The organism is Citrobacter sp. C5_2 (assembly GCF_014596845.2).
GTDB classification, from domain to species: domain Bacteria; phylum Pseudomonadota; class Gammaproteobacteria; order Enterobacterales; family Enterobacteriaceae; genus Citrobacter; species Citrobacter werkmanii.
Genome location: NZ_CP115032.1, coordinates 4,881,930 through 4,897,755 on the forward strand (window position 1 = coordinate 4,881,930; position 15,826 = coordinate 4,897,755).

Consider the following 15,826-nt stretch of genomic DNA (forward strand, 5'->3'; position numbering starts at 1 on the left):
TTATCTGAGATTCGGCGGTAAAAAACGTTGATAGCTTTCGCGTTACTGCAGGCTGCTTCCCGCAATGAGATCGCGCCCCTGACGAATATCGCGTGGCGACCAATTAAACTCTCGGCGAAAAAGCGTCGAAAAGTGATTACTGTCGCCGAAACCGCAGAGATACGCGATATCCGTCACGCTGTCCTCACTATGACGAAGCAGATGTCTCGCTTTAATAAGCCTCAGGCGATTAAGGTAGCGCTGGGGCGTCAATCCCGTTTGTTGTTTAAGCTGGCGGTGCAGTGTGCGCAAAGAGAGCGAAAACTTTTCGGCCAGCGCCTCCCAGCACACCTCGTCAGCAAAGTTATCTTCCAGCCACGCCATCAGAAGGTTAAGCCGCGCATCGTTATCGGTTGCCGCTGCCATCAGGCTGCTTTTACGCAACACGACCAGTAGCTGCATAAACAAAATTTCACGATTTGCCGCCGTCGGCGTATCCATTCCTTCACCGAGCGCTTCCATTTGCCCCACCAACTGTCGGACCTGCTGTAGTACCCCCTGGTTTACCCGCCAATGGGATGGGTACTGCCCATTCTGTTCCTGAGGTAAAAGCTGATTCAGCCCGGCTAAAAATTGAAACGCATCCGGGGAGCGATACAGGACATTGGTCAGACACAAATTGTCAGTATGTTCATATAAATGCCGGTCATGATCGCGGACGAAACACACCGTACCACCGCTGATGGCATACGGTTGCCCGTTGAACACGTGGATCCCCGTACCATGCTCGACCACCACAATTTCATGAAAATCATGATGATGTTCAGGAAACGCGGGTTGAGGAAGCCGCGGTTCAATAGCCACTGGCGCTTTACCTGTCGGAAAAAAGTCTACGCAATGCAGTACAGTCATGACGGCTCCCCCTGTTTAGCGAATATGGCTGAATAGTAATTAAGGGTTACTACCCTCACCTTAAATTTTTGACGCCAAAGTGCGTAAACATGGTCAATTCTTCAAGATACGGTGGGAAAGATCGGGAATTGCGGAAGGCGTCACATCTGCCCGAATCCGCCCCATGAGTAGAAACTGTGAACATCATCACGTTCACCTTTGCCATGTTGCCAGCCGCTAATTGTGCCTGTCACTGTTAAGAAGGTACGTCTTATCGGGGGTTCTTAGACTGAGTGCAATAAAACTCAGAAGGACCTCGCTATGACTTTTCGCCATTGTGTCGCTGTCGATCTCGGCGCATCCAGCGGGCGCGTAATGCTGGCGCGTTACGACAGTGAACACCGCACCCTGACGCTGCGTGAAATCCACCGCTTCGTTAACTGCCTACAAAAAACGGACGGTTTTGACACCTGGGACATCGACAGCCTGGAAAACGACATTCGTCTGGGTCTGAAGAAAGTCTGCGATGAAGGCATTCGGATAGACAGCATCGGCATTGATACCTGGGGTGTGGATTACGTGCTGGTCGATAACGCCGGTCAGCGCGTCGGTCTGCCGATCTCTTACCGTGATAATCGCACGACAGGCATTATGTCGCAGGCGATGGTGCAACCGGGTAAAAACGAGATTTACCGGCGTAGCGGTATTCAATTTCTCCCCTTTAACACCCTGTATCAGTTGCGCGCGCTGGTTGAACAGCAACCAGAATTGCTCCCGCAGGTGGCGCATGCCCTGCTGCTCCCCGACTACTTCAGTTTTCGCCTGACCGGTGAAATGAACTGGGAATACACCAATGCCACCACCACCCAGTTAGTCAATATCAATACCGACGACTGGGACGACACGCTGCTGGCGTGGACCGGGGCAGACAAAGCCTGGTTTGGTCGCCCGACGCATCCGGGGAACGTCATTGGCCACTGGATTTGCCCGCAGAAAAATCAAATTCCGGTCGTGGCGGTTGCCAGTCACGACACGGCCAGCGCGGTCATTGCTTCGCCGCTCGCCGATAAAAACAGCGCGTATCTCTCTTCCGGCACCTGGTCGCTGATGGGGTTTGAGAGCAGAACGCCGTATACCAACGATGCGGCGTTGATGGCGAATATTACCAACGAAGGCGGCGCGGAAGGGCGCTACCGGGTACTGAAAAATATCATGGGACTATGGCTGCTCCAGCGCGTATTAAAAGAGCGTCAGATCGACGACCTGCCAACGCTTATCGCCGAAACGCAAACGCTGCCGGCTTGCCAGTTCCTGATAAACCCGAACGACGATCGCTTTATCAACCCCGACGATATGAGTGCGGAAATTCAGGCGGCCTGTCGTGAATCGGGCCAACCTGTTCCTCTGCAAAACGCCGAACTGGCGCGCTGTATCTTCGACAGCCTGGCGCTGCTGTATGCCGACATTCTACAAGAGCTGGCGGACCTGCGTGGCGCAGCGTTTAGCCAATTGCACATTGTTGGTGGCGGTTGCCAGAACGCGTTACTGAATCAGCTGTGCGCGGATGCCTGCGGTATTCGCGTTATGTCCGGGCCGATTGAGGCCTCCACGCTCGGCAACATCGGCATCCAGTTGATGACGCTGGACGAGCTTAACAACGTCGATGATTTCCGTCAGGTAGTGCGCGCCAACTACGACCTGACCACCTTCATTCCCAATCCGGAAAGTGAAATTGCCCACTACCAGGCGCAGTTTCAATCACTACGACAGACAAAGGAGCTTTGCGCATGACCACTCAACTTGAACAAGCCTGGGAACTGGCAAAACTGCGTTTCGCCGCGGTAGGTATTGATGTCGAGGCGGCCTTACGCCAGCTCGATCGTCTGCCGGTCTCCATGCACTGCTGGCAGGGCGATGACGTCGCCGGTTTCGAAAACCCGGAAGGCTCGCTCACTGGCGGAATTCAGGCTACCGGCAATTATCCGGGCAAAGCGCGCAACGCGACCGAACTGCGTGCCGATCTGGAGCAGGCGCTGAGCCTGATACCGGGCCCAAAACGCCTGAATCTGCATGCGATCTATCTGGAATCCGATACGCCGGTTGCCCGCGACCAAATCAAACCGGAACACTTCAAAAACTGGGTTGAGTGGGCGAAAGCAAACCAGTTAGGGCTGGATTTCAACCCGTCCTGCTTTTCTCATCCGCTGAGCGCCGACGGCTTCACGCTGGCCCATGCCGATGACCACATTCGCCAGTTCTGGATTGACCACTGCAAAGCCAGCCGTCGCGTTTCGGCGTATTTTGGTGAACAGTTGGGTACGCCGTCGGTAATGAACATCTGGATCCCGGACGGTATGAAAGATATCACCGTTGACCGTTTAGCGCCGCGCCAGCGCCTGCTGGAAGCACTGGACGAAGTGATCAGCGAGAAACTCAACCCGGCGCACCATATTGACGCCGTTGAGAGCAAGCTGTTTGGCATCGGCGCCGAAAGCTACACCGTCGGCTCCAACGAGTTCTATATGGGCTACGCCACCAGCCGCCAGACCGCGCTGTGCCTGGATGCGGGACACTTCCATCCGACTGAAGTGATTTCCGACAAAATCTCCGCCGCCATGCTGTATGTACCGCGCCTGCTGCTGCACGTCAGTCGTCCGGTGCGCTGGGACAGCGATCACGTGGTGCTGCTGGATGATGAAACTCAGGCGATTGCCAGCGAAATCGTCCGTCACAACCTGTTTGATCGCGTACACATCGGTCTCGACTTCTTCGACGCTTCCATTAACCGCATCGCGGCATGGGTTATCGGCACCCGCAATATGAAAAAAGCCCTGCTGCGCGCGCTGTTAGAACCAACCGAGCAACTGCGTCAGCTCGAAACCAGCGGCGACTACACCGCACGTCTGGCCCTGCTGGAAGAACAAAAATCACTGCCGTGGCAGGCCGTCTGGGAAATGTATTGTCAGCGCCACGACACACCAGCGGGCAGCCAGTGGCTGGATAGCGTTCGCGCCTATGAAAAAGAGATCCTGAGCAAACGTAGCTAATAGCGACACCTGATCTGTAGGCCGGATAAGACGCCCCGCGTCGCCATCCGGCAATAAATAAAACACGATTGCCGGATGGCGCTGCGCTTATCCGGCCTACGTAAGACCCGATAACCTTCGGGCAATAAATGGGAGCACCGAACATGCAGAACATTACTCATTCCTGGTTTGTCCAGGGGATGATCAAAGCCACATCCGATGCGTGGCTGAAAGGCTGGGATGAACGTAACGGCGGCAACCTGACGCTGCGCCTGGATGAAGCAGACATCACGCCATTTAGCGGCGATTTCCACGACAAACCGCGCTATATTTCGCTGAGTCAACCCATGCCATTGCTGGCGAATACGCCATTTATCGTCACCGGCTCGGGTAAATTTTTCCGGAACGTTCAGCTCGATCCGGCGGCAAATTTAGGCGTAGTGAAAGTGGACAGCGACGGTGCGGGCTATCACATCCTTTGGGGCCTGACCCACGAAGCGGTGCCAACCTCCGAATTGCCAGCCCACTTCCTCTCTCACTGCGAACGCATTAAAGCGACGAACGGCAAAGATCGCGTGATCATGCACTGCCACGCCACCAACCTGATCGCCCTGACCTATGTGCTGGAAAACAACACCGCGCTGATCACCCGCAAACTGTGGGAAGGCAGCACCGAGTGCCTGGTGGTGTTCCCGGATGGCGTCGGCATTTTGCCGTGGATGGTGCCGGGTACGGATGAAATCGGCCAGGCGACCGCGCAGGAAATGCAGAAGCATTCGCTTGTTCTGTGGCCGTTCCATGGTGTGTTCGGCAGCGGCCCCTCCCTCGATGAAGCATTCGGTTTGATCGATACCGCTGAGAAATCCGCTGAGGTTTTAGTCAAAATCTATTCGATGGGCGGTATGAAGCAGACCATCACGCGTGAAGAACTGGTCGCACTCGGCAAACGTTTTGGCGTGACTCCGCTGGCAAGCGCACTAGCATTATAAGGAGAATAGTGATGAGCTTTATGTTGGCACTACCCAAAATTAGCCTGCATGGCGCTGGAGCGATTGCCGATATGGTGAACCTCGTGGCGAATAAGCAATGGGGCAAAGCGCTGATTGTTACCGATGGTCAATTGGTGAAACTGGGCCTGCTGGATAGCCTGTTTAGCGCGCTGGATGAACATCAAATGTCTTACCACCTGTTTGATGAGGTATTCCCAAACCCGACAGAAGAGCTGGTGCAGAAAGGTTTTGCGACGTATCAGAGCGCAGAATGTGACTACATTATCGCCTTTGGCGGCGGCAGTCCGATCGATACCGCTAAAGCAGTGAAAATCCTGACCGCCAACCCAGGCCCTTCTACCGCATACTCCGGCGTGGGCAAAGTGAAAAATGCCGGCGTTCCGCTGGTCGCCATCAATACCACCGCCGGCACTGCTGCAGAAATGACCAGCAATGCGGTGATTATCGACTCTGCTCGCAAGGTTAAAGAGGTGATCATCGACCCGAACATCATCCCGGATATCGCCGTGGATGATGCCAGCGTGATGCTGGAAATCCCGGCTTCCGTTACCGCCGCAACCGGCATGGACGCCCTGACTCACGCGGTGGAAGCCTATGTTTCCGTCGGCGCGCACCCACTCACTGACGCCAATGCGCTGGAGGCCATTCGCCTGATTAATCTGTGGCTACCGAAAGCGGTCGATGATGGCCACAACCTCGAAGCCCGTGAGCAAATGGCATTTGGTCAATATCTGGCGGGTATGGCATTTAACAGCGCCGGTCTTGGTCTGGTGCATGCGCTGGCGCACCAGCCGGGCGCAACCCACAACCTGCCACACGGCGTCTGCAACGCCATCCTGCTGCCGATAATCGAAAACTTTAACCGACCGAACGCCGAGGCTCGCTTTGCCCGCGTGGCGCAGGCGATGGGCGTCGATACCCGCGGCATGAGCGATAAAGCGGCAAGCATGGAAGCCATCAACGCCATTCGCGCCCTGAGCAAGCGGGTAGGTATTCCAGCCGGTTTCAGCCAGCTTGGCGTGACCAAAGAGGATATTGAAGGCTGGTTAGATAAAGCGTTGGCCGATCCATGCGCGCCGTGTAACCCGCGCATCGCCAGCCGCGATGAAGTCCGCGAGCTGTATCTGGAGGCGTTATGATCCGCAAAGCGTTTGTGATGCAGGTAAACGCCGACGCGCACGTTGAGTACCAACGTCGGCACAATCCCATCTGGCCAGAACTGGAATCAGTACTGAAAGAACACGGCGCGCATCACTACGCGATTTATCTCGATCAGGAGCGTAATCTGCTGTTCGCCACCGTTGAGATAGAGTCCGAGGAGCGCTGGAATGCCGTTGCCAGCACCGACGTTTGCCAGCGTTGGTGGAAACATATGCGCGACGTTATGCCAGCCAACCCGGACAACAGCCCGGTCAGCACAGAGCTAAAAGAAGTGTTTTATCTGCAATAATCTTGTAGGCCGGATGCGCCGCATCCGGCACAACGCAACATAGCAGTTAGTTCTGCTCAGAAACCAGAATAGCCTGAGTATCCGGCTCCAGCGCTTTAAAGATATGCGCCCGATCGGCGGGGTAACAAATGTAGTCGCCCTCGCTTAACTCCTCCGGCGCTTCCGTCAATCCCACCATCGCTTTACCTTGTGTCACGATAATATGTTCAACCGATCCCGGTGGATGCGGCTGTGAAATACGATCCGCGCCCGGTTGCGTCAGCAGCAAATAGATATCCCGCCGCGCGCCCGGTGGGCAGGCGGCCAGTAAAATGGCCTGATAGTGGGCCTGTTCCGCCACCACTTTTGTCCCTTCGCCGCGGCGAATCACCTGCGTTTTTTGCTCCTGCGGCTCCAGCAGGCGCGCAAAAGGGATATCCAACGCCACACACAGCGACCACAGCGTTTCCAGGCTAGGGTTGCCATTTCCTGCTTCCAACTGTGAGAGCGTCGATTTTGCAATCCCCGCGCGGCGGGCAATCTCTGCCAGTGACAAACCGGTGCGCTGACGTTCACGCACCAGGCTTTTCGCGATCATACTGATGGGCTGGGTCATTCACGACTCCATGTTTTTTATATCGAACGAATTGTTCGACTTGTAAAGCCAAATGGTTGCGTTCATTATAATGGAAATTCGTTCGATATGGCTAAAATGGTATGAAACATTATTTTTCCTGTCTCAAAGGCGACACGCTGAAAGCAATATTTCTCGTTTGTCTGGCCGTCGGCGTTGTCGGCATGTCATATGGCTCGCTGGCAATGGCTTACGGTTTCCCGCTGTGGGTACCGTTTGTGCTTTCTATAACGGTACTGGCTGGCGCGTCCGAGTTTATGTTTATCGGCATCGTCGCCAGCGGCGGTAACCCCCTGGCGGCTGCGGCTGCCGGTTTACTGGTGAACGCCCGGCACGTGCCGTTTGGCGTCACGGTGCGTGACCTGGTGGGCTCCCGGGCCGCCAGTTTCCTCGGCTGCCATATCATGAACGACGAAAGCGTAGTGTTCGGCCTGTCGCAAAAAACGCCGGAACAGCGTAAAGCCGCCTACTGGCTATGCGGCCTGGGCGTCGCCATTTTCTGGCCAATTGGCACGCTGATTGGCGCAGGTGTCGGCAAACTGCTCCCGGCCCCGGAAACCATCGGTCTGGATGCCGTTTTCCCGGCCATTTTGCTGGCGTTAGTGGTTCCGGCCTTTAAAAATCGGACCACGCTGATCCGCGCCTGTAGCGGTGCCGCGCTGTCGCTCGCATCTATACCTTTCGCGCCGGTGGGCCTGCCGGTACTGCTCTCACTGTTTGGTTTACTGACGAGGAAAAAATAATGGGCAACATGACGCTGTTTATCGTTGGTATCGCCATATTATCTCTGGGAACGTATTTAATGCGTTTAGGCGGAGCAAAACTGGGGAGTCGTTTAGCGTTCTCGGAACGCTCGCAGGCCCTGCTTTCTGATGCCGCAACGGTATTGCTGTTTTCCGTCGCGCTGGCAACCACCTTTTATGAAGGTGAACACTTTGCTGGAATGGCGCGTGTTCTTGGGGTTGGCTTCGCGGTCTTTCTCGCCTGGCGCAAAATGCCGCTGATCGTGGTGATCGTTGCCGCCGCTGTGGTGACCGCGCTGTTGAGGATGGCGGGCATAAACTAAAAAAGCGCCTCAAAGGCGCTCTTTCTACAGTACTGAGGTATCTTATTTCAGCAGTTCAGCGGTCATGTGCACGCGGTTACCGGTGTAAGCCTGGGTGATTTTATAATCGCTGGCGCCTGCACGTTCAGCCTGAGCGGCAATGCTTGCTTCAGCACTTTCCAGCGTAGAACCCGTTGCGGTAACAGTCTGAGCAGCGAATGAACCGAAAGAAGTAGCCAGAGCGATAACTGCGACAAAAGTTTTGATGCTTTTCATGATATAAACCCTTTAACTTAGTTGTTTGAGTAAGGCACCGTGCCTTGATGTGATAAATAATAGCCATCTCATCACACAACTAAAAGCGGAAGGATTTGCCAATCTTATTCAAATTATTTGAATTCAGATTGCGCTATCACCAGACGCTCCGGATGCGTATAGATCGTCGCCCTGCCCGGTTTACAAAAACCCACCAGCGTCAGGTTACAGCGTTCGGCAACTTCCACAGCAAGCGTTGTCGCCGCAGAAACGGCAAACAAAATCTCCACGCCGCACATTGCCGACTTCTGCACCATCTCGTAGCTGGCGCGGCTGGAAACTAATACCGCGCCCTGTTGCCAGGTTTCCCCTTCGAGCGCCCGACGCCCCAGCAGTTTATCCAGCGCGACATGACGCCCAACGTCTTCATGTCCACCTGCCAGATGACCTGAAAGCTGTACCCATGCCGCCGCGTGCGTGCAGCCGGTCAGTTGCCCCACGGGCTGGTAATCATGGAGATGCCTTAAGGCGTTATCGAGGAGCGCCAGATCAAAAGTCCGGGTAAATGCCAGAGGCTGGACCGGTTTGCCGATGTCATTGAGCTGCTCCACGCCGCAAACGCCACAACCGGTGCGACCAGCCAGTGCGCGACGACGCTCCTTCAACCCCATAAAACGGCGGCTGGATAGCTCAATCTGAACTTCTAATCCGTTGCAGGAAGGAACCACGTCCATCCCGTAAATATCTTGCGGGGACTCAATAATGCCTTCAGAAAGTGAAAAACCCATCGCGAAATGCTCAAGATCTTTCGGTGACGCCATCATCACCACGTGTGAAATTCCGTTATAGACCAGCGCAACAGGCACTTCTTCAGCGACTTCATCAGGCTGAGGATGTTGCAAATCCTCGCGCTTCCAGAGCGTCAATTGGCGCGATCCTGTCGGAGATGTCACATTCTTAATGTTTTCTTGAATAATCTTATTCACTTTCTTTTAACCATATTGGAACACGCATACCAACATTGTGGTATTCTTTACAAATCCCTCCTGGACGGAGGGAAATTCACCCAATTCTGGACCTTTGCGGTCCCGTCCGCAAAGAAAAATAACAACCACTTCCCACGCGTTGGCATGGCAGAAATGCGAAGGGAACGTGACAATGTCGAAACAAGGAGCAAACCATGCAGGTCAGCAGAAGGCAGTTCTTTAAGATCTGCGCTGGCGGTATGGCAGGCACCACGGCTGCGGCACTGGGCTTTGCACCCGGTGTAGCGCTAGCGGAAACACGGCAATATAAACTGCTGCGCACCCGCGAAACCCGTAACACCTGCACCTACTGTTCCGTTGGCTGTGGGCTGTTAATGTACAGCCTCGGTGACGGAGCAAAAAACGCCAAAGCATCCATTTTCCATATTGAAGGGGACCCGGATCACCCGGTGAACCGCGGCGCGCTGTGCCCGAAAGGCGCAGGTCTTGTGGACTTCATCCACTCTGAAAGCCGTTTGAAATTCCCGGAATACCGCGCACCAGGCTCAGATAAGTGGCAGCAAATTAGCTGGGATGAGGCATTCGACCGCATCGCTAAGCTGATGAAAGAAGACCGCGACGCTAACTACGTTGCACAAAACGCCGAAGGCGTAACCGTTAACCGCTGGCTTTCTACCGGGATGCTGTGTGCATCCGCTTCCAGTAACGAAACCGGCTATTTGACGCAAAAATTCTCCCGCGCGCTGGGTATGCTCGCGGTCGACAACCAGGCGCGTGTCTGACACGGACCAACGGTAGCAAGTCTTGCTCCAACATTTGGTCGCGGTGCGATGACCAACCACTGGGTCGACATTAAAAACGCCAACCTCGTTGTGGTGATGGGCGGTAACGCCGCTGAAGCTCACCCGGTCGGGTTCCGCTGGGCGATGGAAGCGAAAATTCACAACGGCGCCAAGCTGATTGTCATTGATCCTCGCTTTACGCGCACCGCAGCGGTGGCTGATTTCTATGCCCCCATTCGTTCCGGTACTGACATTGCCTTCCTGTCAGGCGTCATGCTGTACCTGCTGAATAACGAAAAATTCAACCGCGAATATACCGAGGCCTATACCAACGCCAGCCTGATCGTGCGTGAGGATTATGGCTTCGAAGATGGCCTGTTTACCGGCTACGACGCGGACAAACGCAAGTATGACAAAACCAGTTGGAACTATGAGCTGGATGAAAACGGCTTCGCCAAACGCGATGTGACTCTGCAACATCCGCGCTGTGTATGGAACCTGCTCAAACAGCACGTCTCCCGCTATACGCCGGAGGTCGTAGAGAATATCTGCGGTACGCCGAAGGCCGATTTCCTGAAGGTCTGTGAATACATCGCAGAAACCAGCGCCAAAGACAAAACTGCATCGTTCCTGTACGCGCTGGGCTGGACGCAACACTCCGTGGGTGCACAAAACATCCGTACGATGGCGATGATCCAGTTGCTCCTCGGCAACATGGGCATGGCCGGCGGCGGCGTTAACGCCCTGCGTGGTCACTCCAACATTCAGGGACTGACCGACCTTGGTCTGCTGTCACAGAGTCTGCCGGGTTATCTGACGCTGCCAAGCGAAAAACAGACCGACCTGCAAACCTACCTTGCCGCCAACACGCCAAAACCGCTGCTGGAAGGCCAGGTAAACTATTGGGGCAATTACCCGAAATTCTTCGTTTCGATGATGAAAGCCTTCTTTGGCGATAAAGCGACAGCGGAAAACAGCTGGGGCTTCGACTGGCTGCCGAAGTGGGATAAAGGGTACGACGTCCTGCAGTACTTCGAGATGATGAACCAGGGCAAAGTGAATGGCTATATCTGCCAGGGCTTTAACCCGGTCGCCTCATTCCCGAACAAAAACAAGGTCGTGGCTTCACTGTCCAAACTGAAGTATCTGATCACTATCGACCCGCTCAACACCGAAACCTCCACCTTCTGGCAGAACCATGGTGAGTCGAACGATGTTGATCCGTCGAAAATCCAGACCGAAGTATTCCGTCTGCCGTCCACCTGCTTTGCCGAAGAGAACGGTTCGATCGTCAACTCTGGTCGCTGGCTGCAGTGGCACTGGAAAGGCGCGGATGCCCCAGGGATTGCCGCAACCGATGGCGAAATCCTCGCCGGTATCTTCCTGCGTCTGCGCAAGATGTATGCCGAACAAGGTGGCGCGAACCCGGAACAGGTGCTGAGCATGACCTGGAACTACTCTACACCGCATGAACCGGCTTCGGAAGAAGTGGCGATGGAGAGCAACGGGAAAGCGCTGGCTGATATTATCGACCCGGCAACCGGCGCGGTAATCGTCAAGAAAGGCCAACAGCTCAGCTCGTTCGCCCAACTGCGCGATGACGGCACGACCTCCAGCGGCTGCTGGATTTTTGCCGGTAGCTGGACGCCGGAAGGTAATATGATGGCGCGACGCGATAACGCCGACCCGTCGGGCCTTGGCAATACGCTGGGTTGGGCCTGGGCATGGCCGCTTAACCGCCGCATTCTTTATAACCGTGCTTCCGCAGACCCGCAGGGGAATCCGTGGGATCCAAAACGTCAGATCCTGAAATGGGATGGCGCGAAATGGAGCGGGATGGATATTCCAGACTACAGCGCCGCCGCACCGGGTACTGACGTCGGGCCGTTCATCATGCAGCCGGAAGGGATGGGACGCCTGTTTGCTATTGATAAGATGGCGGAAGGACCGTTCCCGGAACACTACGAGCCGTTTGAAACGCCGCTCGGCACTAACCCGCTGCACCCGAACGTTATCTCTAACCCTGCCGCGCGTATCTTTAAAGGTGACGCGGAAGCGCTGGGTAAAGCGGATAAGTTCCCGTATGTCGGTACAACCTATCGTCTGACCGAGCACTTCCACTACTGGACCAAGCATGCGTTGCTGAACGCCATCGCCCAGCCGGAGCAGTTTGTGGAAATTGGCGAGAAGCTGGCGAATAAGCTCGGCATCTCCCATGGCGATACCGTTAAAGTTTCCTCTAACCGCGGCTACATCAAGGCCAAAGCAGTGGTGACCAAACGTATTCGTACGCTACAGGCCAACGGTAAGGATATCGATACCATCGGTATTCCGATTCACTGGGGCTACGAAGGTGTGGCGAAAAAAGGCTTTATCGCTAACACGTTAACGCCATTCGTCGGTGATGCGAACACGCAGACGCCGGAATTTAAGTCCTTCCTCGTGAACGTGGAAAAGGTGTAACGGAGACGACCTATGGCTTATCAATCGCAAGACATCATTCGTCGATCCGCCACTAACGGTTTCACCCCCGCGCCTCAGGCGCGGGATCACCAGGAAGAGGTGGCGAAACTTATCGACGTCACGACCTGTATCGGCTGTAAAGCCTGTCAGGTTGCGTGTTCCGAGTGGAACGACATCCGTGATGAAGTGGGCAACAACGTTGGGGTGTACGATAACCCGGCTGATTTGACCGCCAAATCCTGGACGGTGATGCGCTTCTCGGAAGTGGAACAGAACGACAAACTTGAGTGGCTGATCCGCAAGGATGGCTGTATGCACTGCGCCGATCCAGGCTGCCTGAAGGCATGCCCGGCTGAAGGCGCAATCATTCAGTATGCCAACGGCATCGTCGACTTCCAGTCCGAGCAGTGCATCGGCTGCGGCTACTGCATTGCTGGCTGTCCGTTCGATGTGCCGCGCCTCAACCCGGAAGACAACCGCGTCTACAAATGTACGCTGTGCGTCGACCGTGTGGTGGTCGGGCAAGAACCGGCCTGCGTGAAAACTTGCCCAACCGGGGCGATTCATTTCGGCACCAAAGAGTCGATGAAAACGCTGGCCGGTGAGCGCGTGGCGGAACTGAAAACGCGTGGCTACGAAAACGCGGGCCTGTACGATCCGGCAGGCGTTGGCGGTACGCATGTGATGTACGTATTGCACCATGCCGACAAGCCGAATCTGTACCACGGTCTGCCGGAGAACCCGGAAATCAGCGCCACCGTGAAGTTCTGGAAAGGCATCTGGAAACCGTTGGCAGCGGTCGGCTTCGCAGCGACGTTTGCGGCCAGTATCTTCCACTACGTCGGTGTGGGTCCAAACCGTGCGGAAGAGGAAGAAGACAATCTGCATGAAGAGAAAGACGAGGTGCGCAAATGAAACGACGTGACACCATCGTGCGCTACACGGCGCCGGAACGCATCAACCACTGGGTAACCGCCTTCTGCTTTATTCTGGCGGCAGTGAGCGGGATGGGTTTTCTCTTCCCGTCTTTTAACTGGCTGATGCACATCATGGGCACGCCGCAACTGGCGCGAATTGTGCACCCGTTTGTCGGCGTGATCATGTTTGCCTCGTTTATCATCATGTTTTTCCGTTACTGGCACCACAATCTAATCAATCGGGATGATATCTTTTGGGCGAAGAATATTCGTAAGATTGTCGTCAACGAGGAAGTAGGTGACACGGGACGTTATAACTTCGGCCAGAAATGCGTATTCTGGGCGGCGATTATCTTCCTGGTGCTGTTACTGGTGAGCGGAGTGATCATCTGGCGTCCTTATTTTGCGCCTGCTTTCTCAATCCCGGTGATCCGATTCGCGTTAATGCTGCATTCATTTGCCGCAGTAGCGTTAATTGTGGTTATCATGGTGCACATTTACGCCGCCCTTTGGGTGAAAGGCACCATTACCGCGATGGTGGAGGGATGGGTTACTAAATCGTGGGCGAAGAAACATCATCCGCGCTGGTACCGTGAAGTCCGCCAGAAACAGGAAAAATCATCTGAATGAGTATTCGCATAATCCCGCAAGATGAGCTGGGTTCGAGCGAGAAACGCACGGCGGATATGATTCCGCCGTTATTGTTCCCCAGACTCAAAAATTTGTATAACCGCCGTGCTGAACGTCTGCGCGAGCTGGCCGAAAACAACCCGCTGGGCGATTATCTGCGCTTTGCCGCGCTGATCGCCCACGCACAAGAAGTGGTGCTGTACGATCATCCGCTGCAGATGGATCTGACCGCTCGTATCAAAGAAGCGAACGATCAGGGCAAGCCGCCGCTGGATATCCACGTCCTGCCACGCGACAAACATTGGCAAAAACTGCTGCAATCGCTAATTGCTGAGCTGAAGCCGGAGATGAGCGGCCCTGCACTGGCCGTAATTGAGAATCTGGAAAAAGCCTCTGAGCAGGAACTGGAGCTGATGGCCAGCGCGCTGTTTGCCTCAGATTTTGCCTCCGTCAGCAGCGACAAAGCCCCGTTTATTTGGGCTGCGCTGTCGCTCTACTGGGCACAGATGGCAAGCCTGATCCCCGGCAAAGCGCGCGCTGAGTACGGCGAACAACGCCAGTTCTGTCCGGTATGCGGTTCGATGCCGGTCTCCAGCGTGGTGCAAATCGGCACAACGCAGGGACTACGTTATTTGCACTGCAACCTGTGCGAAACCGAATGGCACGTGGTGCGCGTGAAGTGCAGCAACTGCGAACAGAGCCGCGATTTGAACTACTGGTCGCTGGATAACGAGCAGGCGGCAATTAAAGCGGAAAGCTGCGGCGACTGCGGGACTTACCTGAAGATTCTCTACCAGGAAAAAGACCCGAAAGTCGAGGCCGTGGCCGACGACCTCGCGTCACTGATGCTGGACGCCCACATGGAGCAAGAAGGCTTTGCCCGCAGCTCCATCAACCCGTTCTTATTCCCGGGTGAAGGGGAGTAGGTTTTAAGATCTTCCCTCGGTAAGTGAACCTGGCTGCCGGGGGTTATCTTAGCGCCTGAATGACATGTTTTGGATCGTTGGCAATGGCGCGTAACAACGCTTTTGCTGGACCGGTCGGTGAACGACGCCCCTGTTCCCAATTTCGCAACGTATCCACACTTACCGATATCAAATCTGCGAAACGGGTCTGTGATAATCCCGAAGACTGGCGGATTTCCTTTATTTTCATGGCGTCAATATGAAAGGTACGGGAAGGTTGCCGCGTTCCTTCAGCAATCTCATTCATCTGAACCATACTTTGAGTTAATCGCTCAAATAGTGCCTTATCCATTTACCCCCCCTCATTCAACATCCGCAGCAGTACTTTTTCTTGTGGAGTCAGCTCATCCTTGATCCCTTTCTGATAAATCAGCAACAATCGAATTTGTGATTGTCTGATTTGATGAAAGTAGATAATCCTCACACCGCCACGTTTTCCTTTCCCTCGCGCTCTCCAGCGAACCTTTCTCAGGCCCCCCGTTTCTTGTATCAGATCGCCGCAATCGGGCTGAATCGCAAGGAATATCTGTAATCTACGGTATTCATCATCATCCAGTAATTTTTTACGTCTTCAGTGAAGATTTCCGTTTCTATGAATAACATTTCAGTACGCCATTGGACTATATTAATAGAAATTGACTATACGTCAATGGCGTATAGTGCATTTTTCTCACAATACAGAATTCAAGCCGCAGAAACCAATGATGGTATTTAATGTGCGAGCCGCTTTCCAGAATCGTACTCAGCCCAATTTTTCCATTTCCATTCGTACCGAATCGGGTTATAACACTGTATATCCATACAGAGAAAGGGA

Annotated in this window: 16 protein-coding genes and 1 pseudogene; 11 read left to right on the forward strand and 6 right to left on the reverse strand. The window is 54.5% G+C overall.

Features of this window, described 5'->3' with window-relative positions; genetic code table 11:
• Positions 1-42: 42 nt before the first annotated feature.
• The gene (gene rhaS, locus ICA20_RS23665) at positions 43-891 is read right to left on the reverse strand and encodes an HTH-type transcriptional activator RhaS (RefSeq protein ID WP_038635932.1); all 849 of its coding nucleotides are present in this window, start codon (positions 889-891) and stop codon (positions 43-45) included.
• 300 nt (positions 892-1,191) lie between these two features.
• On the opposite strand from rhaS, the gene rhaB reads away from it, so the two are divergent.
• The 5 genes from rhaB to rhaM all read left to right on the forward strand — a co-directional run bounded on the left by rhaB (position 1,192) and on the right by rhaM (position 6,356).
• Positions 1,192-2,661: a rhamnulokinase gene (gene rhaB / locus ICA20_RS23670; RefSeq protein WP_038635929.1), complete on the forward strand. Its 1,470-nt coding sequence runs from the start codon at positions 1,192-1,194 to the stop codon at positions 2,659-2,661.
• On the forward strand, positions 2,658-3,917 hold the full coding sequence (gene rhaA, locus ICA20_RS23675) for an L-rhamnose isomerase (protein ID WP_038635926.1): 1,260 nt from the start codon (positions 2,658-2,660) through the stop codon (positions 3,915-3,917). The genes rhaB and rhaA overlap by 4 nt, the downstream gene beginning before the upstream one ends.
• Positions 3,918-4,060: 143 nt before the next feature.
• On the forward strand, positions 4,061-4,885 hold the full coding sequence (gene rhaD, locus ICA20_RS23680) for a rhamnulose-1-phosphate aldolase (protein ID WP_038635923.1): 825 nt from the start codon (positions 4,061-4,063) through the stop codon (positions 4,883-4,885).
• Positions 4,886-4,896: 11 nt separating this feature from the next.
• Complete coding sequence (gene fucO / locus ICA20_RS23685; protein WP_038635920.1) at positions 4,897-6,045, forward strand: lactaldehyde reductase; 1,149 nt, start codon at positions 4,897-4,899, stop codon at positions 6,043-6,045.
• Complete coding sequence (gene rhaM, locus ICA20_RS23690) at positions 6,042-6,356, forward strand: L-rhamnose mutarotase (protein WP_038635917.1); 315 nt, start codon at positions 6,042-6,044, stop codon at positions 6,354-6,356. Before fucO ends, rhaM begins: the two co-directional genes overlap by 4 nt.
• Before the next feature lie 46 nt (positions 6,357-6,402).
• Here rhaM and ICA20_RS23695 read toward each other — a convergent pair whose 3' ends face one another.
• The gene (locus ICA20_RS23695) at positions 6,403-6,951 is read right to left on the reverse strand and encodes an XRE family transcriptional regulator (RefSeq protein WP_038635914.1); all 549 of its coding nucleotides are present in this window, start codon (positions 6,949-6,951) and stop codon (positions 6,403-6,405) included.
• Positions 6,952-7,052: 101 nt separating this feature from the next.
• Between ICA20_RS23695 and ICA20_RS23700 the strand changes: the two genes are divergently transcribed.
• On the forward strand, positions 7,053-7,712 hold the full coding sequence (locus ICA20_RS23700) for an AzlC family ABC transporter permease (RefSeq protein WP_038635911.1): 660 nt from the start codon (positions 7,053-7,055) through the stop codon (positions 7,710-7,712).
• Entirely contained in the window at positions 7,712-8,035 is a 324-nt protein-coding gene (locus ICA20_RS23705; RefSeq protein WP_038635909.1) for an AzlD domain-containing protein, read from the forward strand. Before ICA20_RS23700 ends, ICA20_RS23705 begins: the two co-directional genes overlap by 1 nt.
• Positions 8,036-8,077: 42 nt before the next feature.
• On the opposite strand, the gene ICA20_RS23710 is transcribed toward ICA20_RS23705, so the two are convergent.
• Both ICA20_RS23710 and fdhD read right to left on the reverse strand, forming a co-directional pair.
• Positions 8,078-8,290 carry a DUF1471 domain-containing protein gene (locus ICA20_RS23710; RefSeq protein ID WP_038635907.1) on the reverse strand — a complete coding sequence of 71 codons (213 nt, stop codon included), beginning with the start codon at positions 8,288-8,290 and terminating at the stop codon, positions 8,078-8,080.
• A gap of 113 nt (positions 8,291-8,403) precedes the next feature.
• Entirely contained in the window at positions 8,404-9,255 is an 852-nt protein-coding gene (fdhD, locus tag ICA20_RS23715; RefSeq protein ID WP_071888059.1) for a formate dehydrogenase accessory sulfurtransferase FdhD, read from the reverse strand.
• 194 nt (positions 9,256-9,449) lie between these two features.
• On the opposite strand from fdhD, the gene fdnG reads away from it, so the two are divergent.
• Genes fdnG through fdhE form a run of 4 tightly spaced genes read left to right on the forward strand, consistent with a single transcriptional unit; the run spans position 9,450 to position 14,973 of the window.
• A complete protein-coding gene (fdnG, locus tag ICA20_RS23720) occupies positions 9,450-12,500 on the forward strand; it encodes a formate dehydrogenase-N subunit alpha (RefSeq protein WP_137350704.1) in 3,051 nt (1,016 codons plus the stop codon).
• Positions 12,501-12,512: 12 nt separating this feature from the next.
• A complete protein-coding gene (fdoH, locus tag ICA20_RS23725; protein ID WP_003028691.1) occupies positions 12,513-13,415 on the forward strand; it encodes a formate dehydrogenase O subunit beta in 903 nt (300 codons plus the stop codon).
• A complete protein-coding gene (gene fdoI, locus ICA20_RS23730; RefSeq protein ID WP_038635897.1) occupies positions 13,412-14,047 on the forward strand; it encodes a formate dehydrogenase cytochrome b556 subunit in 636 nt (211 codons plus the stop codon). The genes fdoH and fdoI overlap by 4 nt, the downstream gene beginning before the upstream one ends.
• Positions 14,044-14,973, forward strand: a complete 930-nt coding sequence (fdhE, locus tag ICA20_RS23735; RefSeq protein ID WP_006686145.1) for a formate dehydrogenase accessory protein FdhE — start codon at positions 14,044-14,046, stop codon at positions 14,971-14,973. Before fdoI ends, fdhE begins: the two co-directional genes overlap by 4 nt.
• 43 nt (positions 14,974-15,016) lie before the next feature.
• On the opposite strand, the gene nadS is transcribed toward fdhE, so the two are convergent.
• Both nadS and ICA20_RS23745 read right to left on the reverse strand, forming a co-directional pair.
• Positions 15,017-15,304, reverse strand: a complete 288-nt coding sequence (gene nadS / locus ICA20_RS23740; RefSeq protein WP_038635893.1) for a NadS family protein — start codon at positions 15,302-15,304, stop codon at positions 15,017-15,019.
• Positions 15,305-15,615, reverse strand: a pseudogene (locus tag ICA20_RS23745) (type II toxin-antitoxin system RelE/ParE family toxin).
• Between the last annotated feature and the right edge of the window lie 211 nt (positions 15,616-15,826).